Source organism: Acinetobacter sp. Marseille-Q1618, from assembly GCF_902809855.1.
Classification (GTDB): domain Bacteria; phylum Pseudomonadota; class Gammaproteobacteria; order Pseudomonadales; family Moraxellaceae; genus Acinetobacter.
In genome coordinates, this window is the sequence record NZ_CADDWJ010000003.1 from 299090 (window position 1) to 322626 (window position 23537).

General features: G+C 35.2%; 20 protein-coding genes. 5 read left to right on the forward strand and 15 right to left on the reverse strand.

The features are described 5' to 3' along the window. Positions 1–12 precede the first annotated feature (12 nt). From filE to HUS24_RS15340, 5 genes are all read right to left on the reverse strand, one after another. Entirely contained in the window at positions 13–1311 is a 1299-nt protein-coding gene (filE, locus tag HUS24_RS15320) for a putative pilus assembly protein FilE (protein ID WP_254433877.1), read from the reverse strand. A gap of 2 nt (positions 1312–1313) precedes the next feature. Continuing rightward, on the reverse strand, positions 1314–2978 hold the full coding sequence (locus HUS24_RS15325) for an OmpP1/FadL family transporter (RefSeq protein WP_173912818.1): 1665 nt from the start codon (positions 2976–2978) through the stop codon (positions 1314–1316). A gap of 12 nt (positions 2979–2990) precedes the next feature. Next, complete coding sequence (locus HUS24_RS15330; protein WP_173912819.1) at positions 2991–4205, reverse strand: hypothetical protein; 1215 nt, start codon at positions 4203–4205, stop codon at positions 2991–2993. Positions 4206–4253: 48 nt separating this feature from the next. After that, positions 4254–5087, reverse strand: a complete 834-nt coding sequence (locus tag HUS24_RS15335) for a C39 family peptidase (RefSeq protein ID WP_173912820.1) — start codon at positions 5085–5087, stop codon at positions 4254–4256. Positions 5088–5285: 198 nt separating this feature from the next. Further along, positions 5286–6170 carry a DUF6160 family protein gene (locus HUS24_RS15340; protein WP_173912821.1) on the reverse strand — a complete coding sequence of 295 codons (885 nt, stop codon included), beginning with the start codon at positions 6168–6170 and terminating at the stop codon, positions 5286–5288. 269 nt (positions 6171–6439) lie between these two features. Here HUS24_RS15340 and HUS24_RS15345 point away from each other — a divergent pair, with 269 nt between their 5' ends. Further along, positions 6440–7822: an anthranilate synthase component I family protein gene (locus HUS24_RS15345; protein WP_173912822.1), complete on the forward strand. Its 1383-nt coding sequence runs from the start codon at positions 6440–6442 to the stop codon at positions 7820–7822. Between the two features lie 51 nt (positions 7823–7873). Here the strand turns inward: HUS24_RS15345 and hisC are convergent, their stop codons facing one another. The 8 genes from hisC to HUS24_RS15385 form a co-directional block, all read right to left on the reverse strand. Next, entirely contained in the window at positions 7874–8971 is a 1098-nt protein-coding gene (gene hisC, locus HUS24_RS15350; protein ID WP_173912823.1) for a histidinol-phosphate transaminase, read from the reverse strand. Positions 8972–9137: 166 nt separating this feature from the next. Further along, positions 9138–10439 carry a histidinol dehydrogenase gene (gene hisD / locus HUS24_RS15355; protein ID WP_173912824.1) on the reverse strand — a complete coding sequence of 434 codons (1302 nt, stop codon included), beginning with the start codon at positions 10437–10439 and terminating at the stop codon, positions 9138–9140. A gap of 139 nt (positions 10440–10578) precedes the next feature. Further along, positions 10579–11241, reverse strand: a complete 663-nt coding sequence (locus tag HUS24_RS15360; RefSeq protein ID WP_173912825.1) for a DUF4272 domain-containing protein — start codon at positions 11239–11241, stop codon at positions 10579–10581. A 155-nt stretch (positions 11242–11396) separates the two neighbouring features. Beyond that, positions 11397–12098 (reverse strand): ATP phosphoribosyltransferase, encoded by a 702-nt coding sequence (hisG, locus tag HUS24_RS15365; protein WP_173912826.1) that lies wholly within the window; start codon positions 12096–12098, stop codon positions 11397–11399. Continuing rightward, entirely contained in the window at positions 12098–13363 is a 1266-nt protein-coding gene (murA, locus tag HUS24_RS15370) for a UDP-N-acetylglucosamine 1-carboxyvinyltransferase (RefSeq protein WP_173912827.1), read from the reverse strand. The genes hisG and murA overlap by 1 nt, the downstream gene beginning before the upstream one ends. 6 nt (positions 13364–13369) lie before the next feature. Then, on the reverse strand, positions 13370–13621 hold the full coding sequence (gene ibaG / locus HUS24_RS15375; protein WP_065995429.1) for a BolA family iron metabolism protein IbaG: 252 nt from the start codon (positions 13619–13621) through the stop codon (positions 13370–13372). Between the two features lie 141 nt (positions 13622–13762). Next, a complete protein-coding gene (gene raiA, locus HUS24_RS15380; RefSeq protein WP_173912828.1) occupies positions 13763–14101 on the reverse strand; it encodes a ribosome-associated translation inhibitor RaiA in 339 nt (112 codons plus the stop codon). A 181-nt stretch (positions 14102–14282) separates the two neighbouring features. Further along, entirely contained in the window at positions 14283–15731 is a 1449-nt protein-coding gene (locus HUS24_RS15385; RefSeq protein ID WP_173912829.1) for an RNA polymerase factor sigma-54, read from the reverse strand. A gap of 522 nt (positions 15732–16253) precedes the next feature. On the opposite strand from HUS24_RS15385, the gene HUS24_RS15390 reads away from it, so the two are divergent. From HUS24_RS15390 to HUS24_RS15405, 4 genes are all read left to right on the forward strand, one after another. Then, positions 16254–17153, forward strand: a complete 900-nt coding sequence (locus HUS24_RS15390; RefSeq protein WP_173912830.1) for an amino acid ABC transporter substrate-binding protein — start codon at positions 16254–16256, stop codon at positions 17151–17153. Between the two features lie 105 nt (positions 17154–17258). Then, entirely contained in the window at positions 17259–18101 is an 843-nt protein-coding gene (locus HUS24_RS15395; protein WP_173912831.1) for an amino acid ABC transporter permease, read from the forward strand. Positions 18102–18103: 2 nt separating this feature from the next. Further along, positions 18104–18781, forward strand: coding sequence for an amino acid ABC transporter permease (locus HUS24_RS15400; protein WP_173912832.1), 678 nt, complete (start codon positions 18104–18106; stop codon positions 18779–18781). A gap of 12 nt (positions 18782–18793) precedes the next feature. Beyond that, positions 18794–19537 (forward strand): amino acid ABC transporter ATP-binding protein, encoded by a 744-nt coding sequence (locus tag HUS24_RS15405; RefSeq protein ID WP_173912833.1) that lies wholly within the window; start codon positions 18794–18796, stop codon positions 19535–19537. A gap of 63 nt (positions 19538–19600) precedes the next feature. On the opposite strand, the gene HUS24_RS15410 is transcribed toward HUS24_RS15405, so the two are convergent. Both HUS24_RS15410 and HUS24_RS15415 read right to left on the reverse strand, forming a co-directional pair. Next, complete coding sequence (locus HUS24_RS15410; protein WP_173912834.1) at positions 19601–21565, reverse strand: UvrD-helicase domain-containing protein; 1965 nt, start codon at positions 21563–21565, stop codon at positions 19601–19603. Then, on the reverse strand, positions 21541–23537 hold a 1997-nt coding region (locus tag HUS24_RS15415; protein ID WP_254433878.1), incomplete at its 5' end, for an ATP-dependent endonuclease. The genes HUS24_RS15410 and HUS24_RS15415, both read right to left, overlap by 25 nt.

Here is a 23537-nt window from a genome sequence, read left to right on the forward strand (position 1 = left end):
TGTTGACGATCCTTACTGAATGACACTCAGTTTAATTTGTCCTTGATTGGTTAATTCGTGATTTTGTATGTCAATGGCTTGTGATAACGGCGTCATAAATAAATAATGCGCTGAATCAGGTTTCTTTAAAACCCCTTCTAACGAAGCATAGTGTGTCACACTTTCATTTTGCTCTTCATTTTTAAAGCCACTTACACCTTCAACCACACAGCCTTTTTCATCTAAAAATACAACTAAAGGCCAATAATAGCTGGGTTTCTTTTGGGAAGATGCATAGGATGAAAATAAAATATTTTGAATATCCGCATCCAATTTAACAATCTCATAGGCAAAATTTTCTTTAATTGGTGCGACAGGGAAAAAACTCACTTCTTGATTTTTCAAAGACATTGTTTTTGCTTTTTCCACTTTTTTACCTGTAAAACACGATTGCTCTAAAGTTTGTATGACTTCTTCTTTAGGTAAGCGATAATATGTTGTGGCTAAGGTAATTGCCTTATGTTCTAGCGGCTTACGTTGGCGAATTCGATCTAATAAAGATTGACTCAGGCCTTTTTGGCGTTCAACCGTTTCAAAACGCCCACCAGCCATTGCACCTGTTTCAGGCATAACATAAAAACGTTTTTTCCCTTCTAAGTTAAATTCACGATCCTCTAAATACTCATTATTAACGTATTGAACACCATCAATTTCAGTAATATTTGCATTTTTTTCAGTGTCTGTGGCTTTTTTATTTTCCTGCACTGTTTCTGTTTTCTTTTCTGTGAAAACTTCGGTCTTGTTATTGATAGGTGATGTGACTTGATTATTTTCTGTAGCAGTTAAGTTTGTCGGCTTAGATGGAGATATTGGCTTAATCTCTTGATGAGTGGGTGATATATCTTTTTGCTCAATCGTTTCGACTTTTTTAGTCACTGAATTTTCTATTATACGATTTGTAGTTGTTTGGGGACTTGGCTGAGTATCAGATTGACCAGTCAGCTTATTTTGCGAAATATTTGCTGTATGATTAATATTTTGTTGTTTTTGCTCAGATGATAGAGGAGCAACGGCTATGCTAGCCTGAGATTTTTCAACTCTAGGCGCTTGTTGTATGGATGTACTTGCTTGTGAGTTTTGCTTTTTTTCAGCCTGAGACTGTGTTTTTATTTTTTGCTTATTTTCACTTTCTATTGGTTTTTGAACGATGATTGGTCGTCCATCTGGCCCAATAATGGTATAAAAATTAGCAGCATAAGTTACTGGAACAATACTCATAGCCAAAAATATTAAACTTAGTCTCATGATGCTAATTTCCTTATTTTGAAACAATATTACCATCTAGTTCTATAGTTCAGACCTAAAATAGTCACTTTCGTATTGGTTTTGACATCTAGACCAGCGTATGGGTTTAATAAAAGATTATCTACACCTGTTTTGTTGGCCATACTACTTGTATTAGCAGGAATATTATCTCGACTGCGTAAGAAGCCAACTGACAAGTCAATGTCTGTATCTTCATCAAAACGATAGCCCAAACCTAAACCAAACAATTGTGCATTGTTAATCGGAACCAAGGTATTACGTTTATCATTTGGAATAGCACTTGCACGAGGCTCATAACCTGCACGCAGTTTTAAACGATCCGTTGCAGAATATTCAACACCAATCCCCCAGCTCCATGGCGACTTAAATCCTAAAGGAACCGATAATGAACTGTCGGTTACATTATTAGATAATAGCTTTGCGATTTTAAGCGCTGAGATTTGGCGATCAAACTCAAACTGGAATTTTTCCCATGCCTTAAAATCTGTCCATCCCAAATCAAAATTAACTTGTAAGTCAGGTAAAACCTTATATTTGATCCCGGCTTGGAAATGCGCAGGATACTCTAAATCCATCGCAATCAAACCAGATTCTGTTGGTGGAATATAACCAGGGAAGCCTAAAATTGCAGCAAGAATTTGCCCTGTTGCAGAAGAATTTAAACCTTTAATCAACTCACGTGGTGCATTGGCAATATCAATAAAATATTTACCTTTCATGCGCATTTTTGCAGCACTTTGATACACCATACCAAAACCAAACTCTTCCGTTGGTTCCCATAGTAAACCAAGGTTATAGCTTGGGCTTAAGCTTTGTTCTAAAGTAACATCCAAAGACGCAAATTTATTAAAAGGATTGATTGTTTCATCTGCATTACATAAGCCGAATAGCAATAAATCAGTAATCACATTAGAGTTTTCTCTAAATGGTGCACATACAGACTCATCAACCATACGCAATACGCCCACCATTTCATTTGGGAAACGTAGATCAGTTTTTAAAGCCACTGCATTATATGACATACCGATCGATGCACCGATGGACAGCTCATCATTAACTTCATATGCAATAGAAGGTGATAAATAGGTAATACGTTCGATAGCTACTTGTTGCCCCATATAATTACCGGGGTTACCATTTTCAGAACCAAAACCCGCTACCATTGGCGCATAAACAGCGGTTGCATAAGTCAATTTAGATCCAGGAGGATTATAAGAGATCCCTCCCGTAGGTGCTAAAACTGGCCAGCCTTCACCTAAATCCACCACCTTTTTCAAAATAGGAATATACAAACTCGCATATTCCACATCACCTCTTACCGAGCCTTTGTAGTCTGTACATAAATTAGAAGGATTATCAGGTGCATCATTACAAATCAAAGGGTCATCTGAATAACCAAAAACGTTATATCCTTGTGGTGCCGAAAATTCTCGTTGGATATCAAAATTTGCAACAATCCCTTGTACATCTGTCTGTAACCCTTTTAATTTTGTTAACGCTGCAGGGTTAAAATGAATCGCACTAATACCTGGTGGGTCAGCTGTTACAGCATTTCCCATAGATAATGAGCGAACATCAACAGATAAGTTTAAACCTAAATGTGCAAAAACCTGTGTTGAACATCCCGTTAAAAAAAGCGCAGTAACTAACGGGCGTAAGCGTGGGTATTTCATACCACCTCTCCATTAGCTCGCTTTTTTCTTACCGAAACCTAAAATATCTAGAGGGAAAGATAAACCTAAAGAAATATCAGGAGAATCTTCTGTTAAACCAATGCCTAGCGTTCCATTTACAATTGTTTCAGGAGATACACGTACCCCTAGTGCAATCGAAAACATACCACTTGATTGATCTGCGGCTTTAAAGGATTCGCCATTGGTATATGTAAATGAGGTATTGGTATTAAATGTTTGCTGATATGACATGGTCATTGAAACATCATAGTTAAAGGAATAAGCAAAACCAAATGAGAAACCGCCTGTAATACCAGGCTCAAACTCATCTAAAATACGAGGGCCTGCATCCCCACCACCACGCACTTGATTTAATCCTGTTTCTTTAAAACCATAGTTTCCTGAAATTGAGGCAAATAATACGACAGGGTCAATATATTTACGTGTACTCGCTCCAACACCTACAGAATAATAGCCTTTACCAGTTGATAGCTCAGTCACAGGATTTATTTCGTATGGACTATCGCCCGTCTTGGTTGAAACATTACCAAACAAAATAAGTGGTAAACGCCCAGCTTTTAAAGGAAATGGCTCCCAACGTGCCCCAAAGTTAATATCACCTAGACCTGCAGCGGTGGTATCTTTTAAGCTGTCTGATTTTGCAATAAATGGAATAGAAGCACTAAAAGTCAAGTTATCTAATACACCATATTGCGCAGTGAAAGTGTTGGTAATTGTATGACTTGCATCTTCGTCAACACGCAGTTGATATAAATCCCCATCATTCATTGCAGCATTAAATTGCTGATCCCGATAATAAGAATAATCTAAATCATAAAATGCTGAAATATCACCTTTTTTGATTAAAGAATATTGACGTTCATTGGATGTAAATACTTCTTGTAAATTGGTTTCCTGAGTCGCATCCCCTTCTTTTTGTTGTAATGCATCTGCAGCTTGAGAACCTGCAGAGGGAACCAAAGAAGGCGTAGCATCCTTATCAATCTCTACAGTTTGAGTTGAAGATGTATTACTAACTGTAGACTGCTCAGCGACATTTGTATCTGAATACGCCGCAGCTTGAGTTTCAGGCTCGTTATTAACCTGTTCTTGAACTGATTCAACTGTATCAACTACAGGTTCAGAACTTTCTGCTGCATATGCACCACCAATCACAAGTTGGATACTTACAGCGAGTAAAGTTCGTCTCATCCAATGATTATTCATTTTATTCCTACCTAAAAGTTTGATTCTTTAATTTGTTCTAATCTGCTTTTACTTACGTTTATAGTACAGTCGCATGAATGTTGTAATTGGCTGACCTTTAGTATCGGAGTTATCACCTTGGTCAATTACACGACGCATTGTTGATGCTCTATCTGCTATTTTATTAATATAATCATATGAATACTGCGTATCAACCAATGCATACCTATTAATAGTTGCATCTTCAACATGTCTTAAATCTGCTTCTTGTAATGCCAATAAATCTTTTTGCTGATCTTTAGGAACATTAATTAAGAATAAGGTATTATTTTCCCAAATCTCTTTAAAGCGCTCTTGATCAAAACTAATATTTCCCAAAGCTGGATCGGCCACGTAAACACGCCCATCTTTATATGCTTTAAATACAACAAAGTGTTTAAACCCAGCATATGAAATAGGTACAATTGCAGGTTGCTGTTGTTTTACTAAATCGGAAAATTCACCTTTATACCCACCACTTTCAAAACCGATGGCGGTCACGAAGCGCTTCATATCTAATAATGAGAAACTACGCCGTTCAATGATGCGATTGTATTCACCATAGCGTAATAAGCCTTCCATGGTTTGTTGTTCGGTCAAATTCGTTCCAATATAACCATTTAACAAAGTAGTTAACGCTGCAGAGCCACAACTATAGTCGTAGGCTTGACGAACGATGCCTCTGAATTGATTTTCTAGTGCAGGTTTTACTTGAACCATTTCACGGTGATTACGTGAAAAAGATGCATTACGAGGGTCTGCAAGCTCAGTATAATACACTGCATCGGTAGGCTTTTCTTTAATGTCTAATGCATGGCTGGCAAAATAGTAAATTAATGCCGAACCTAAAGTAATCTCTAACATATTTTTAAACTATTCAAGTATCGGTAATAAATTACCCGAAGTGTTAATTTTATTTTTAGAGTGAACACTCTACTTCCGTGTGCCTTTAAGATACCTGTTTTTTCAAAAAAAGACAGCTTTTTTTTACTTTTGTTTGATTTGATCATTTAAGTAAAAAAAAACGCGTGAAGAATCACGCGTTTTTTACTTCCGATCTGATTAGTGACCAGAAATACGAATTGTAGAATTGCTCAAGTTAAGGCCTGCAATTTCCACATCACCAATAGACGCACCAGTTTGAGTTCCTAAATGAACACCAGTGATGTAAGCACCAATATTCATTGCATTAGGCTTAATTTCAATACCAGTACTCTTAACACTAACACCAGCATTAATAGCTAAATTATTTGTACCTGTAGTTGCAACTTCGATTTTGTCAAGAAAAATTTGACCACCACCAGCTGCATCTTTAATACCAAGTTTATCAATCACTAAACCACCAGTAATTGTAGTATCTAAGTTAATCATTGCACCTTGTGGAGTAGCACCTAACTGAACGTTTGCTGAAATATCACCCAACGTTAAAGTTAAACCAGATAAAATTTCATTTGCTGTACCCGTTGTACCACGAGTGATACCTGATTTAGTACCAGAGGCAGCCACACTGATTGGACCAACTTCTGCTTTCATACCTGTAATGTTTGCTGCAACGTTAAGGAAAGCACCACCTTTAGTAGCATCACCAGCATCTGTATCGATAACTAATGTAGCCAAATCTTTAGTTGCATCAGTTTGAGTAAGTTTAATACCTGCAACAGCTGGAGTACCAGCAGCACCACCAACACCTGCAACAGCATCTTTACCTAAAACAATTGCACCAGCTTTACCTGTACCGCCAGTTGTCGCATTAACAGCTAAACCGTCATTATCATGAATTAAAACTTTACCAATTGAAAGGCCACCAGAACCAAGTTTAACACCAATACTAATACCATCTTGACCAGTTGTTGCGCTCAATGCAGCATCATCCATAGCTTGCATTGCCATTGCATTTGAACTGATTGCAACTGCAGAAACTAAAGCAACTTTAGTAAATAATTTCATGTGTACTCTCCCAAGAGCATTTTTTTTCATTTTTAACCACTCGCCGTCGCTTCATGTTGTTTTTGTTTTTTATACAACAGAAACTTTCTTCCTTGAGTAGTCCGATTTGCACTATTAAATTAACCTTATGTTATTTTTTGTTCAATAGTTGTTTTGAAAAAAGCCATACTTCCCGATAAGCGGTATTTCTGTGAACTATCATACAAACTTTATAAGAACCACTATACAAATTTTATAGTAAACTAACGACATGTTCTTATTCAGTTTTCATGATGCTAAATCACTCTATTTTCAAGAAAAACTTAAATATTTCCAATATAAGTGCTGAGCATATTTTATTAAAATTAGCTGATCTGTTTGGATGTGTATTTCTTGAAGACAATCATCATCCTGTTATCGCATTTTTACCTAAAAAATATGTCATTTTTCAAACCAATGTGGCGAAGTTCTATCAACGCCAAAACGTTAATGAATATCTCGAAATTAAGTTCAATCAAAATTTAAATAATTTTATAAAAATTGATCACAATATAGATTCATCTAGTACATATGGTTTTCAGGGTGGGTATATCGGTTTTATTGATTATAATTTTTCAGCTCAAAAAAATATTCATACTACATTACAAACACAACCCAATCTATTTTTAGGTGAATATTTAAGTTATTTAAAATATACTGATGGTACATGGACATATTATAGCTATGAGAATCATGCTGAAGAATTATTCGAAATTATCCATTCAAAAATTTCATCCCCCAAAATACACAATGAAAAGTTTAAATTAAAACAAGAGTGTCAGGCCAAATGGTCAAAAAAACAATATAATCAAGCTTTTAATAAAATTAAAAATTATATTAAGGCAGGTGACTGCTATCAAATTAATCTCACACAAGAATTTAAAGCCAAAGCTCAAGGTTCACTTTTAAATACAGCAAAAGATTTTTGGCAGCTTACCCATGCGCCTTATTCTGGTTATTTAAAAATAAATGATTTTGAATTACTCAGTTGTTCACCAGAATTATTTATTGAATTTATGCCACATAAAAAAATTATGACTAAACCAATTAAAGGAACGATGCCACGTTATCATGATCCGATTTTAGATGAACAATCAAAACAAAAATTAATTCATTCAGAAAAAGATCAAGCAGAAAATTTAATGATCGTTGATCTTTTAAGAAATGATTTAAGTGTTTATGCTGAAATAGGTTCGGTCAAAACACCTAAACTATTCAATATTGAATCTTTTAATCAAGTTCATCATATGGTGAGTGAAGTAACGGCGACATTAAAAGATGATATTCATCCTTTTGAGATGTTACTTTCAGCTTTACCCGGTGGATCAATCACAGGCGCTCCTAAAATTCGTGCGATGCAAATCATTGAAGAATTAGAAATTGCGCCACGAGGTGCGTACTGTGGGACATTGGGATATTTTAATTTTGACGGAACAGGTTCATGGAATATCTTGATTCGTTCAATTCAAAAATATCAAGATGATGTTTCATTATGGGCAGGTGGTGGGATCACCATTGCTTCCGACTGTGATGCAGAATATCAAGAATGTTTTGATAAAATTTCAGCCTTGCTTGATTTACTTAATACATGGTATCAACCAGAACAAGCTACACAAGAAAAAAGCGAATTTTAACATTCGCTTTTTCTTCTTACATTTATTTAATCACACACTTAATTATATGAATTATTTTAAAATTTCATTTTTAAGTGTGTCGACTAAACGTTGATTTTGCTCATCTGTACCAATGGTGATGCGCAAGAATTGGTTGATTCGAGGTTTATTAAAATAACGTACAATAATGCCTTGAGCACGCAGTTGTTGTGCTAATTCCGCTGCATCTTGATTTGGTAATGTCGCAAAAATAAAGTTTGCACTCGATGGCAATACTTTAAAACCTAATTCTGCAAGTTGAGCAACCAATTTTTCACGATTAGCAATGACTTTTTGACATTGTGCTTCAAAATAGTCTTGATCTTCAAAAGATGCAACCGCCGCAGCAATTGCAAAACGATCCATTGGATAGGAGTTAAAGCTATTTTTTACCGCTTCCAGTGCAGCAATTAAATGCGGTTGAGCAATCGCAAAACCAACACGCAAACCTGCAAGTGAACGTGATTTTGAGGTCGTTTGACACACTACTAGATTTTCATACTTTTCAACCAATTTCACAGCTGATTCAGCACCAAAATCTACATAAGCTTCATCGATAACCACCACAGAATCAGGGTTAGCTTGCAACACTTCTTCTATCGCAGATAAACCCAAAGCAATACTGGTTGGTGCATTTGGATTGGTAATGATAATACCGCCATTAGGCTGCTTATAATCATCTACTACAATTTCAAAATCTTCATTCAAAGGTAAATTTTTTGTTTGCGTTGTGATTTCAAAAAATTGACTATAAACAGGATAAAAACTGTAAGTAATATCAGGATATAAAATCGGTTTATCTTGCACAAAAAAGGCTTTAAAGATATGTGCCAGAACCTCATCTGAGCCATTACCCACAAAGACTTGCTCAATAGGAACATTTTGTTGTTTCGCAATGGCTTGCTTTAAGACTGTTGCATCTGGATCAGGATATAAACGCAATACATCTGCTGAGTTTTCTAATACCGCTTGTACCGCAGCAACCACTTTCGGTGAGGGTGGATACGGGTTTTCATTGGTATTTAACTTTAATAAATTTTGAATTTTAGGTTGCTCACCTGGTACATAAGGTTCTAATTCACGTACCGATGGACTCCAAAAACGCATTTGTTCAGAGCTAATATTTGGCATTTGATTTTCTCTAATACACTCAACTTACAATGTTGTAAGCCCTCTCCTTTTAGGAGAGGGTTTGGGAGAAGTTAATCATCCCAAAATGAACTATTAATATTTCCCCTCACCTAACCTCTCCCCAAGGAAAGGAATATTCATTACTGAAAATGAGAGGTTATTTTTATTACTGATAACGATACCTTGCAGATCTCGCATGCGCATCCAAATTTTCTTGTTGTGCCAAAATGTCTGCCGTCTTTGCAAGCGGTTTTACACCTTGCTCAGAACACATGATCAAACTTGAGCGCTTTTGGAAATCATAAACACCAAGTGGTGACGAGAATCGTGCTGTACCTGAGGTTGGTAATACATGGTTTGGACCTGCACAATAGTCACCAATCGCTTCAGGCGTATAGCGCCCCATAAAGATCGCACCCGCATGACGAATACTTTCTGACATTTGTTGTGCCTCGTCTAAACAAAGCTCTAAATGCTCTGGTGCAACTTGATTAATCAAGTCAATCGCTTCTTGACGATCTTTCACCAATACCAATGCACCACGATTTGCAATCGAAGTTCGTGCAATTTCAGCTTTTGGTAATGCAGCTAAGTGCTCTTCAATCGCTTGCTCAACATCATTTAAAAGTTGCACATCAGGTGTAATGAAAATCGCTTGTGCAACAGTGTCATGTTCAGCTTGCGATAACACATCCATTGCCAACCATTTGGCATTATTTTCACCTTCTGCATAAACTAAAATTTCAGAAGGCCCAGCAATCATGTCGATACCGACTTGACCGAATACTGCACGTTTCGCTGCTGCAACAAAACGGTTTCCTGGTCCTGTAATTTTATCAACCTGAGGGATAGTTTCTGTTCCATATGCCAGCGCTGCAACAGCTTGCGCACCACCAATGGTAAATACACGATGTACACCTGCCAGATGTGCAGCAGCAAGCACCAATGGATTTAACTCACCATTCGGCGCAGGTACCACCATGATAATTTCTTGCACCCCTGCTACATGCGCAGGAACAGCATTCATTAACACTGAAGATGGATAAGAAGCCAAACCACCCGGTACATAAATCCCGACTCGATCAAGCGGTGTAACTTTCTGCCCTAATGTATTTCCTAAAGCATCGACATAAGTCCAACCCTCTTGCTTTTGGGCTTGGTGAAACTCACGTATACGATTGGCAGCCATTTCAAGTGCTTCACGCACTTCTGTGCTTAAACCTTCAAATGCCGCTTTAAGCTCTGCTTGTGACAGTTCTAAATCTGAAAATTGATGCGCTGGATGTCGATCGAACTGTTGAGTGAGTTTAAGTACATGTGCATCACCATGTTGGCGTACATCTGCAATAATTTGGTCTACTGTTTTTAAAAGCTCAGGATCACTCACTGTTTCAAAAGCCAACAGGTCTGCAAAGACTTGCTTAAAGTTTGGCTCTTGAGTCGATAAACGTCGCATCAATTTACCCACAAGGTTGTTTAAGAAAGATTTAGTTTACCTTGTTTTAGGTGATTTGTGGGTAAGGATTCATCATGAAAATAAGGAATGTGACAGGAAAATGCTTTTCATTAAATAGGAAATATCTATTCCTTCCTTATTTCATCTAAAATTATGTATTAGTATCAGGATAATCCCAATCATCTTCTGAATGAATTAACCAATTTAATGCGCCATGTCTTTCTACCACTACAGAGGAGTTTAGTTGCGCAGGTGCTTGCTCTTGTTTTAATCGCGCATTCACACATGCCCAATCATAGCGATAAATTAAATCTGCTTGGTCTAAAATTTCCTCAATCTCGCGAAGCTTTACTTTCGTCATAAACTCTTCAAACGTACTGACTGAAACTACCGCTTGAACTGCAAAATTACAATCAACAATATTTTCAGGATAATTTAGCTCATCAACAATGCCTAAAGCCCATAATAAAACCCAATAAGCTTCATATTTCCAAATCATATTGATGACATCTTGCTGAGATACTTCTTCATGTAAAATTGCCTTTTCTTTTTCAGTTAATGCATCTAAAGCTTGCATCTTTGTCAGCACATTGATCACATAATCTTTAATCTCATGATCATATCGTCCATTATCAATATCACATGCTACTTGTATCATCCATAAACATGCAATTGCACGTTTAGCAATACTTTCAGCACTTCGAAGCTGCACCTCTTCGGCTGACTCAATAACGGGTAACCAATCAATATAGGGAATATTGTTTTGTTTTAAAATTTCTATAGATTGTTCTTTACGCTGTTGTGGTGTTTTCATACGATCACTTTTTATTTAAAATTTTATCGTCTTATGCTTTTTAGCATAATTTTTTATGAAATGAATGCTCATTTTGATTAAAAGTTTTGGCTAATGGAAATATTCATGTATAAAAAACCGTCCTTTCGGACGGTCAGTTTATGGATATTCAAAAATTAAGCTTTTTTTGCATGCTCACGTTCTTCAACGGCTTTTTCAAGCTGCGCAAGAATAGGATTCAACAAATTTTGTTTACGTTTAAAACTTGCTTTATTAACAATTAAACGTGAAGAAACTTTACAAATTTCTTCCAAAGGCTCCAAACCATTGGCACGAAGTGTATTACCAGTGTCTACTACATCGACAATGTAGTCACCTAAACCAACCAATGGTGCAAGCTCCATTGAACCATAAAGCTTAATGACATCCACTTGCTCACCAAGACTTGCGTAATATTGACGGGTTAAATTGACATATTTAGTGGCAATTTTTAAACGACCTTTTGGACGTTCCATCCCGACTTTACCTGCTGTCATTAATTTACAGTTGGCAATTTTCAAATCCAACGGTTCATAAACGTTTTGTGCACCATGTTCCATTAAAACATCTTTACCCGCCACCCCAATATCCGCAGCGCCATTTTCCACATAGGTTGGCACATCAGAAGCACGTAAAATCAAAATACGAACGTGTTTATGTGTTGTTGGAAAAATTAACTTACGAGATTTATCAGGATCTTCCAATAAGTTGATACCTGCTGTTTCTAACAGAGGTAAAGTTTCCTTTAAAATACGTCCCTTACTTAATGCTAAAGTTAAACCATGATCAAAATTGCCCATTACGTCAAAGTTAGGATCATCGTTTCTCATATCACTCATTAACTTTCTCGCTTTACTCGCTTAATTTGGGCGCCAATACCTTGTAATTTTGCTTCTACATCTTCATAACCACGATCAATATGATAAATACGGTCAATTAATGTTTCCCCTTCAGCTGCCAAAGCTGCTAAAACAAGAGAGAATGAAGCACGTAAGTCTGTTGCCATCACAGGTGCAGCAGACAATTTTTCTACCCCTGTCACGACAGCATCATTACCTTCCACCTGAATATTTGCCCCCATACGTGACAATTCAGGTACATGCATAAAACGATTTTCAAAAATCGTTTCAGAAATTGTGGCAAAACCACGACCAATCGCATTGACTGCCATGATCTGTGCTTGCATATCTGTTGGAAATTCTGGATGTGGCAAAGTCTGGAAGCTGACGGCTTTCGGACGTTTCTCCATCATGTCTAACTCAATCCAATCATCACCACGGGTGACTTCTGCCCCCATTTCTTCAAATTTATCTAAAACAGCTTCCAATAGGTTTGGATCAGTATTTGTAGTTTTAACTTTACCACCAGTGATAGCAGCAGCAGCTAAATATGAACCTGTTTCAATCCGATCAGCAACAACTGCATATTCACAGCCATGCAAGCTTTCCACACCTGTGACGATCAGCGTATCGGTGTCCAAACCTTCAATTTTTGCACCCATCTTAATCAGCATTTGTGCAAGATCTGTGATTTCGGGCTCACGTGCAGCATTACGAATCGTAGTAACACCCTCTGCCAAAACCGCAGCAGTTAAGATATTTTCTGTCCCACCCACTGTGACCATATCAAAGACAACTTCGCCACCTTTTAAGCGACCATCAACTTTGGCATGCACATAACCATTTTCGACTTCAATTTGTGCACCCAAAGCCTCCAAAGCTTTTAAATGCTGATCTACAGGGCGTGAACCAATCGCACAACCACCCGGCAAAGACACTTTTGCACTACCATAGCGCGCCACCAATGGCCCAAGCACCAAAATAGATGCACGCATGGTTTTCACTAATTCATACGGTGCAAATTGATTGTCTAATGTCGAAGTATCCGCAACAACGGTTTCACCTTCGTAGCTGATTTTTACACCTAAGCCAGCAATCAATTTTACCAATGTATTCACATCTTTTAAATTTGGAACATTGGTTAATGTAATTGGTGTATCTGCAAGAATAGTCGCTGCTAATAATGGAAGTGCAGCATTTTTCGCACCCGAAATACGCACTTCACCTTGTAGTTTTACACCACCTTGAATTAAAAATTTATCCATTAACGCTTATGCTCCAAATAGGCTTGCTTTACGCCATTCTTCTTTTGTCATTGCGCGAATAGTGACAGCATGTACTTCACCACTCGCAATATATGAATTTAATGGAGCATATACTGTTTGTTGACGAGCAACAGGGCGTTTACCTTCAAACTGATCATCAACGATACGGAGGTCAAATTTACCTGCTTGTCCACTCACAGCAACTTCAGCATCAGGAAAAGCTGATTTTAAGATTTCAGTGAGCTGTTCACTATTCATTGCATCGACCTCTCATAGGACTGACAGTGTAAAAACTGGCTATTTTACTATAACTATTAAAAATAATTCAGCAACTACTACAAATTTTTATCAATAAAAAAAGAGGTATTCAGTATACCTCTTTTAAAATAAAATTCACTTTTAAACTGAAACGATTACAGGCTGATAGTCAAGCTGCATTTTACGATGTCGGTGTAATTGTCTTTTTAATTTTTCAGTTAATTTTTTAATTGAAGTATACATATCATCTGCAGTTGCTTGGGCAAACAACTCAACGCCTGGCAAACGCACTATTGCCTCAGCGATATGATTGGCACTGCCTTTTTTTGATCTTTTATCTAATTGATGATCTTTACTCAGTTTAACTTGCATACTATTAACTTGATCTAGATGCTTAGTCATTTGAGCAAATTTATTACGAATATCGTCTTCTATTGCAGGGGTGATACTTAGGTGATGTCCACGAATTGTAATTTGCATAATTATAACCCTCTCCTTATACAAGGATGTGACACGTCATAGCCGAAATGATCGAATGACAGAATTCACTTAGGAATATTCTGCTTTCATTACTTTATACAATCATTTGAGCTACTCCAAAACAAAAAAGAGATTCATTATTTCGTCATAATGAATCTCTAGAATAGCCGCATTTTTAAAGTTAGATCAAGACCTTTCGATCAGAAGAAGACGGAATATTTAAAGACTCTCGATACTTGGCAACCGTTCTACGTGCGACATCAATACCATCCTCTTTCAACAAATTGGCAATTGTATTATCAGACAAGGGCTTACGTGGGTTTTCATCTGTAATTAATTTTTTGATCTTGGCACGAATCGCTGTTGAAGAGGCTTCGCCACCCGATGTTGTCCCCACATGACTTGAAAAGAAATATTTCAGTTCAAACAAACCACGAGGTGTCAGTAAATATTTATTGGTAGTGACACGTGATACTGTTGATTCATGAAGTTCAACCTCTTCTGCAACATCTCGAAGTACTAAAGGCTTCATCCCTTCCGCACCAATTTCTAAAAACTCACGTTGATGTTGCACAATACAAGTTGCTACTTTTAATAAGGTTTTTTGACGCTCATCCACACTTTTTATAAAATTCTTAGCTTCTAACATCTGATTACGTAAATATTGATTATCCTCACTTTGATCTGCCCTACGAATCATATTGGCATAAAAACTATTCACTCTTAATTTTGGCATGACATCAGGATTAAGTTGTACATGCCAAGCATCATTTTTCTTAGACACCACAACATCTGGAATTTGATAATCAGCATCTTTTTCCGCAAATTCAGCACCAGGATAAGCTTTTAGAGTCTTCAATAATTCAACCGCAGACTTTAACTGCTCTGCATTTAAACCTGTTTGTTTAACTAATTTTGGCAACTCATTATTCACCAAAAGCTCATAATGCTTTAATAATACTAATGCTTCATTTCTATACGCTGTTCCATTTGGCAAAACCTCAACTTGCAATGACAAACATTCAGCCAAATGACGTGAACCTACCCCTACTGGGTCTAAACGCTGAATATGTTTAAGAACAACTAAGACTTCATCTTCTTCAAGTTCAACCTCATACTCCATTTGTGCCAAAAGATGAGTCACTGATTGTACAATTTCTGAAATTTCAGCATCTAAAAAGCCTTTTTCATCTAAAGCATCTACAATGCAATATGCTGTTAACTTATCTACAGGTGAAAAGTGAAGTAAATTAATCTGTGCCAACATATGCTCTTTTAAAGAAGTGTGCCCTTGACGGTTATCTTCACGTTCTTCATATTCTGGGCGTTCTATTGCAGTGGATTGATGGGTATAGACATCATCCCAATCTGTATCTACAGGCAAATCATCAGGTAAATGATCAGCATTTAACTCTTTAGTTAAGTCTTTTGACTCTTGTTCTTGTAATTGTTGCAGGCTTTCTGTTGAAGATTCTTCCTCAACTTTTTCAAGTAGAGGATTACTATCGAGTTGGATTTGGATTTCTTGTTCTAACTCCAGGCTTGAAAGTTGTAACAATCGAATAGCCTGTTGCAATTGTGGCGTTAATGACAACGTATTTGCAACTTTTAATCCGACCGATAACTTCATAAATCATATCCTACATCAATTTAAATCATTCTAAATCTACTTTCTATAAATTAAGCAAAATTCATGCCTATTTATCCTTTATAACATACAGATAATGCTGAGCCTAGTCATAAAAAATCAATTTGTTTAAAAAAATGTTTATTATTTATTTACTAAAATAAACCCTTATTAATATAATATTTTTAATGATTAATAACACAATAATCTAAAAAATTACTTTTAAAACCATTATCATTTTCCTAAATACATGTTCATTTTTTATAATTAAAAAAAATATCTTTCGATCTTTTTATTTCAAATTATTTCCATAAAATACTTTTCTAATCCGTGATAGACATCACACTCTTTGTTGTCAATTTATTATTTTTTTCTTCTTTACTTGTTGAAGTAGTGGTATAAAAATAGTAATGTAAAGAAATATGATGGATCATAATTTTTAAAGAAGTATTGGCATATTTCGTGCTTCTCAACATTTAGGTTGACAGCGAATTTGCTCAATAAAATATGTATGGAGAGCGTCAAATGAAAAAATTAACCACTCAAGTTTTAACAACAACACTCGGTGTATTTTTGGCATCAGGTGCATTTTCTCAGGTTCAAGCAGCAGATACTCTAGCGAAAATCAAAAACTCAGGTAAAGTAGTTATTGGTTATCGTGAATCTTCAGATCCGATTTCTTATGTTGTGGGTGGCAAACCTTTAGGCTATGCAGTTGACATTTGTAACAACTTTGCCAATGAGCTTAAAAAATCCCTCAAAATGCCAAACTTAAAAGTTGAATATAAAGCGGTCACTTCATCTACACGTATTCCAGAAATGTTAGCGGGTAATATTGATATGGAATGCGGTACTACCACAAACTCTATCCAACGCCAACAACAAGTCAGCTTTTCTACCAACTACTATGCAACCGAAGTTCGTATGGCAGTAAAAGCTAACTCACCGATTAAGACAATTGCTGATCTAAATGGTAAAGCTGTTGTAACAACACAAGGGACAACTTCTGACAAATACATCAAAATGGGTGAAAAAGGTCAAAAAGTTAACGTAAATAACGTATACGGTAAAGACCATTCTGATTCATTTGCGATGGTTGCTTCAGGTCGTGCTGCAGCATTTGTGATGGATGACAATATTCTTGCAGGTTTAATTGCAAAATCATCAAATCCTAAAGATTTTAAAATCGTAGGTCCTGTCTTATCATCTGAACCTTACGGCATCATGATTCCAAAAGGTGATGCAGCGTATAAAGCCATTGCAGACCGTGTCGTTACAGGTATGTGGAAAAATGGTCAAATGGCAGCACTGTATAAAAAATGGTTCTTGTCTCCAATTCCACCAAAAAATGTCAACATGAATATGCCGATGAGTTCTTCATATAAAGCACTTATGGCAAAACCAAATGACGCTGGTATTAACTAATACTTTATAAAAATTAACATCTTATAGATCAAAATACGCTTTTTGTATTTTGATCTATATTTATTTAGAGAATCTATTTAGAGATTAAAAATCCAAGGAGCACACATGTCCGTTGGCTCGCTTAATTGGACGGCATACTGCCTTCCCTCAAATGAATATAGTTTAGACAAAGCTGCTTGGGCTGAATCAGTTTGTAAAGCGATTGGTGGTGAAAGTTATTCTCCTGTTGCAGATGCACCCACATGGTTACAACTTTTAGGTTCAGGTGTCTGGACGATGATTTGGACTGCTGTAGCAGCATTTTTCATCGCCTTTTTGCTAGGTTCGCTGATTGGGATTATGCGTACATTACCCAATAAACCCTTGTCTTTTATTGGCACATGTTATGTTGAACTATTCCGTAATATTCCTTTAATTGTTCAGCTTTTTTTCTGGGCTTTCGTGTTTCCAGAATTACTTCCTTTAAGTTTAAGCACAGGAAGTGGAGAAATGGTGAGTGGCGGTTGGTGGCAAAATATTCTCAATGATAACCCTGCGGTGATCGGTGTATTTGCATTAGGTTTATATACAGCTGCTCGTATTGCTGAACAAGTCCGCTCAGGGATTAACACTGTTTCACGTGGTCAAAAAAATGCCGCTTTTGCCCTTGGTCTAGATCAAAGCCAAAGCTATCGCTATGTGATTTTACCTGTCGCTTATCGCATCGTTTGGCCAACACTGACGTCAGAAGCAATGAATATTTTCAAAAACTCCGCAGTTCTTTATGCGCTCAGTATTTTAAATTTCTTTGCTTATACCAAAACCATGCGTGAAGAAACCTCACAAGACATTGTGATTTTGATTTTATCTACACCTGTATATTTAGTGATCACCTATTGCATCAAGTTCCTTATGGCATGGGTTGAAAAACGCATGGCTGTTCCTGGCCTTGGCTCAGGAGGTAAATAATCATGGATTTTAGTGTATTACAAAATGAAGATGTGATTAGCACCTTACTATACGGTTTTAAATTCACCATTACTGTCACCGTGCTTTCAATTATTGGCGGGATTTTAATTGGCACACCGCTTGCCATGATGCGCCTATCAAATAATAAAGTTTTAAGTAATATTGCAAAAGTTTATGTTGATTTCTTTCGTGGTGTTCCACTCATCCAAGTAATCTTCATTTTCTATTTTTTATTACCAAAATACTTTGATTTTCAGTATGACACCTATTACGGCCCACTTTTCTCAAGTGTCGTCACTTTTGCTATTTTTGAAGCTGCATTTTTCTCAGAAATTGTACGTTCAGGAATCCAATCAGTTTCTAAAGGTCAGGTTAATGCTGGTTATGCCTTAGGTTTTACCTATGGACAAACCATGTCAAACGTCATATTGCCACAAGCTTTTAGAAATATGTTGCCTGTTTTACTGACACAATCTATCGTACTTTTCCAAGATGTTTCATTAGTTTATGTAATTAGTGCGCCAGATTTTGTAGGGAATGCCAATACATTAGCCAACACTTACGGCTCTGAAACAAAGGCAACATTCTATTTACTTGTTGCAGTGATTTATTTCTGTATTTCTTTTGCGCTCTCACGTTTGGTGAAGCGTTTACATCAAAAAATAGCAATCATACGATAAGGGAGAATCAATATGCCGATGATAGAAATACAACATATCTCAAAATGGTATGGAGATTTCCAAGTTCTTACTGATTGCACAACTTCGATTGAGAAAGGTGAAGTTGTAGTGGTTTGCGGTCCTTCTGGTTCTGGAAAATCAACATTAATTAAAACTGTTAATGCTTTAGAACCTTTTCAGGAAGGTAATATCATTGTTGATGGTACAGCATTAAAAGACTCAAAAACAGATCTTGCTAAATTTCGCTCACGTGTAGGTATGGTGTTCCAACATTTTGAGCTTTTTCCACATATGACTGTTTTAGATAATTTAACCATTGGGCAAATTAAAGTCTTAAAACGTTCTAAAGAAGAAGCAAAAAAGAAAGCTTTACAATATCTAGATCGTGTAGGACTTGCTGCCCATAAAGATAAATTTCCCGGTCAACTTTCTGGTGGACAACAGCAACGTGTTGCCATTGCACGTGGCTTATGTATGGATCCTGTTTGTATGCTATTTGATGAACCTACTTCTGCGCTTGACCCTGAAATGGTGGGTGAAGTTCTAGAGGTAATGAGTCAGCTTGCTAAAGAAGGTATGACCATGATGTGTGTCACCCATGAAATGGGCTTTGCACGCAAAGTCTCAGATCGTGTCATTTTTATGGATCAAGGAAAAATCTTAGAAGATTGTAAAACTGATGATTTCTTTAATAAACCTGAAGAACGTCATGAAAGAACTAAGTATTTCTTAGAAAAAATTTCAATCGTACATTGATTGAAAACAAACCCAGCTTATGCTGGGTTTGTTTTTAACTAAGAATAATTTAAATAATCGAAATTAAAGAACATCTAAATTTATTACATTATCATTTCCAAACCATTCTTTAGCTTTTTCTATAACTTGGTCATCAGGATTGTGAAAAAAGACTGATAAATTTTCTTTTGCTCGTGTGCAACAAACATAAAATATTTTTTGTGTTCGATTCATTACACTTTCAGAAGCTGTACCTAAGAACATTTTTTCAAAATTATAGTTATTCCATCCCCCATTATCCAATACCACTAAAACATTATCAAACTCAGCGCCTTTTGTTTTATGCTGTGTTGAAAATGGTGTATTCCCTTCTAAATAATTATATAGCTTTTGAAATTCACTAAATTTGACTGCTTTCACACGATTGTATAAATACTCATTTTTTTCTTTAAAAGAATTAAATTTATCATCTTTTAAACAAATACCTTTTTCATCTGCGAAATTTATAACTTCTTCAATCGTTTTATCAGCAACATTAACTAAATTTTCAATATTTTCTTTCAGCATTTTTTTATGCTTTATATATTTAATATTAATACGAAAATCAGTAGCTCTTAAAAACTCATTGTATTTTTTATTTTGATACAAACTAATATTAGCTTGGATTTTATAAAGATGTTTAATTAAATTATCTCGCTTAGAACCCTTTTTATTTTCATCATCTTCATTTTGTTTTTTGTCATCAATCAATTGGTCTTTATCAACATAGATTCTAGAAAGCTTAGAATACATTATTGATTTCGCATCATCATATAACGCTTGATGATTATTAATGAAAGCTTGCATAGTATCAGTTGGACTAACTGCTTTTAATTCACGCCCAGTTTTTCTATGTTGTAAATAATCTATTACTTGACCAAATGTGCATTCAGAAAAATTTGTTGTGATATCATTATCTTTAATGTACTTTTTAAGCCTATCCCTAAAACTTAATATATGATCTTTATCATAAATATCCATTAAATTTTTAAACTCAGCTTTCTCAGCAATTAAGTTATGAGTAAGGTTTAACTCTTTTGTTTTTATTTTATCCTCACTATCATTTCCTTCATTTTTCTTATCAAAATCCCAATCATAATTTTCCTTTAAAAAAACTTTAACTAATTCTGTATTCTCAACATTTGAATGCAAAAATAAAACTGTTCCTTGCTTAACTACACCATCCATCATATTTGGCGCATTTTGGTCAGTAGAAGGTTCTTGTTGAATAGAATCAGAACGCAGTTTATTTGCTAACTCAATCACAAGCAGAGGACTTCTTCGATTCTGTATTTTAAAGACTTCATTAACTGTATCATCACCGTCTCCTTTATACTTATCAAGATTCCCTATTCCATCATCATAGATGGATTGCATAGCATCACCAAAAAAACCAATAATATTTTTCTTATTACTTTTCTTAAAATGATTAAGAAAAATTTCAATAACATACTCACTAGTATCTTGATATTCATCAATAAAGATAAATTTATATTTATCTTTGACGATACTGCAAAGCTTTGGATACTTACTAAATAGATAATTTGCAATAATCAGCAATTCATCATGTGAGATGATACCCTCACGAATACGCACAAATTCTTTATATTGTATTCCATCACATAAATGTTCAAAAAAATGATCATGAATTTGATTTTTTTCTTCTATAGAAATTTTTTTTACATTTTCATCATTAGCCAATGAAATGATGGCTTGTTTTAACTCTTTCTGAAAATGTTTGATATTGTCCCACAGAAAATCATGAATCGTTGTTACATTTAAATTCTTATGATTAACTCTTTCCTCAATTTCTTTAACCGCAGCGTTTGTATAGGTCATACAAGCAATCTGAGCGGTAGGATTCTCAGTAATTACCTGATTAATCACACTGACCAATGAATAAGTCTTACCACTTCCAGCACCACCACTTAAAAGAAAATTTCTCCCTTGATCAATTAGCTGAAAAATCTGTTGTACTTCAGGTTCTAGATTTCTTCTGCTTTCAACCACAATAATCCCTCTTTAATATATGCAGGTATCTGCCAATTACTAAAATCAGCATTACTGTGATATAAAATATCTAATGCAAAATGTGTTTTCTTTTTTATACAGTTATCAGCGATTACATACGCATTACTTACTCCATCAGTAAAGTATTTTATATTTTTTAATCCTTGAAATTGTTTTATTTTTTCACATATAAATTCTTTATTTATATGAATAAATGCATCTTCAAAGCTCCTTGCATGATAGTTAGCTTCTTGTTGTTGATAACATAAATATATTTTCCCTTCAGAAATTGTTCTAGCAGTACAATCTAATACTTTTAAGCTCTCCCATGTAATATCTTTCCCCAAAAAATGATTAATTGCTGAATTGCTAGTTTGTGTGCCTTCACTTACTGGACAAGCTTTAAGTTTATCTTTCTCATTATTATCTTGACCTTCTACTTTAACAGAATCAATGTCAGTTAAAATTAATGATTTTATCCCTAAAAATTTAATGAACTTTTCAAAAATCTGTGAATATGCCCCAACTTCTATTATTGATATATTTTGAGATAGCAAAGGTAAAAACCTATCACCTGTATTTTCAACTTCTAGACGTTTGGCTTCTTCTAAATCAACTTTTCGCATAATCGTTGGTATTAAAATTCTTTCTGTATCACCTTCAATTAAGACGGCTTTATCAGCAAAGAAAATTTCAGCCCGACTTATTGTTAAATACTGTTTTAAAAATTGATATTCTTTGGGATCAGCCGCATATTTTTCGATCAAATCTGAAAGATTCTTCGACACTACACTATTTTTTTCTTCCACTTTTAAATATTTAATATCGCCAAAATCACTGTCAGCAACAATGTGAGATGAGTGTGTCGTAATCAAATATTGTAATGATCTATTTATGCCATCATCTCTTTTAATACCTTCATCAAGCAATTTTTTAATATTTTTAATAAAAATATATTGCATTTGTGGATGGGTATGAGCTTCAGGTTCTTCGATAAACAATAGATTAATATCGGCAGGTTTTGTATCTTTGTCCTTTTTAAATCCTTGTATAAGAATTTCAATTTCGAAAATCATACTGATCAAGTTCATATGACCTAATCCATTATAATTCTCTGGTAAGTGATGATCATCGTGGCTGTAAACCACTGTAGTATTACCATCAAGCAACCCTCTATGTTGCAATGTTGAAACAATAGAAATGTTAGCATCTTGCCCTTTAATACCACCAAATTTTTGTACTTTTTTAAGTACTCCATCAAAAATATCTTTATAAATATTACTTAATGCTTCATCTGTTTCAGAAAGTTGATCTTTGAAGCCGTCAGTTGCGTTGTTCTTTTCCGTGTTATCCTCTACTTTTTTATAAAGGCTTGCTGTTTGTTTAGATAGTGTACTTTCCTTCTCTTTATTGGTCACATCACGTCTTGCACTAATATACTTAAAGTTAATGATATCTTTAAGACTAATTCCTTCTTTCACCAAATCTATAAATTTTTCACAATTTACTTTTTGATCAACAATATTGTACTCAAAAGAAAATTTATGAATATGAAAATAATGATCCAATTCCTGCTTTAAATATTCACTGAGATCTCTTGCTTTATTTTTCTTTCGTTCAGTAACTTTTTTATTTTCATTAGAAGAGAAAGAAGCATAATCCTTTCTAATTTTTAAACAATTAACATAGTCTAATAAGTATTCAAAGCCTAGAACTATTTTATTATTTTCTGGATCTAAATCCATCAAAACTCTACTAACATTTGATAAGTCATCGTCCTCGTTATACTGAATAAATATTTTTAATTTAATACCTTTTGACTGAAAGTTTTCAGGTTCATCAGCCGATGTTATTAAGCTTTCTAATTCATTCTTAAAATCTATATTAAAATCATCATAAGAAAATTTATTTTTTTCGTTTAAAAATTTATCAAGCACTGTAAGAAGTGAAGTTTTCCCCACATTATTTTTCC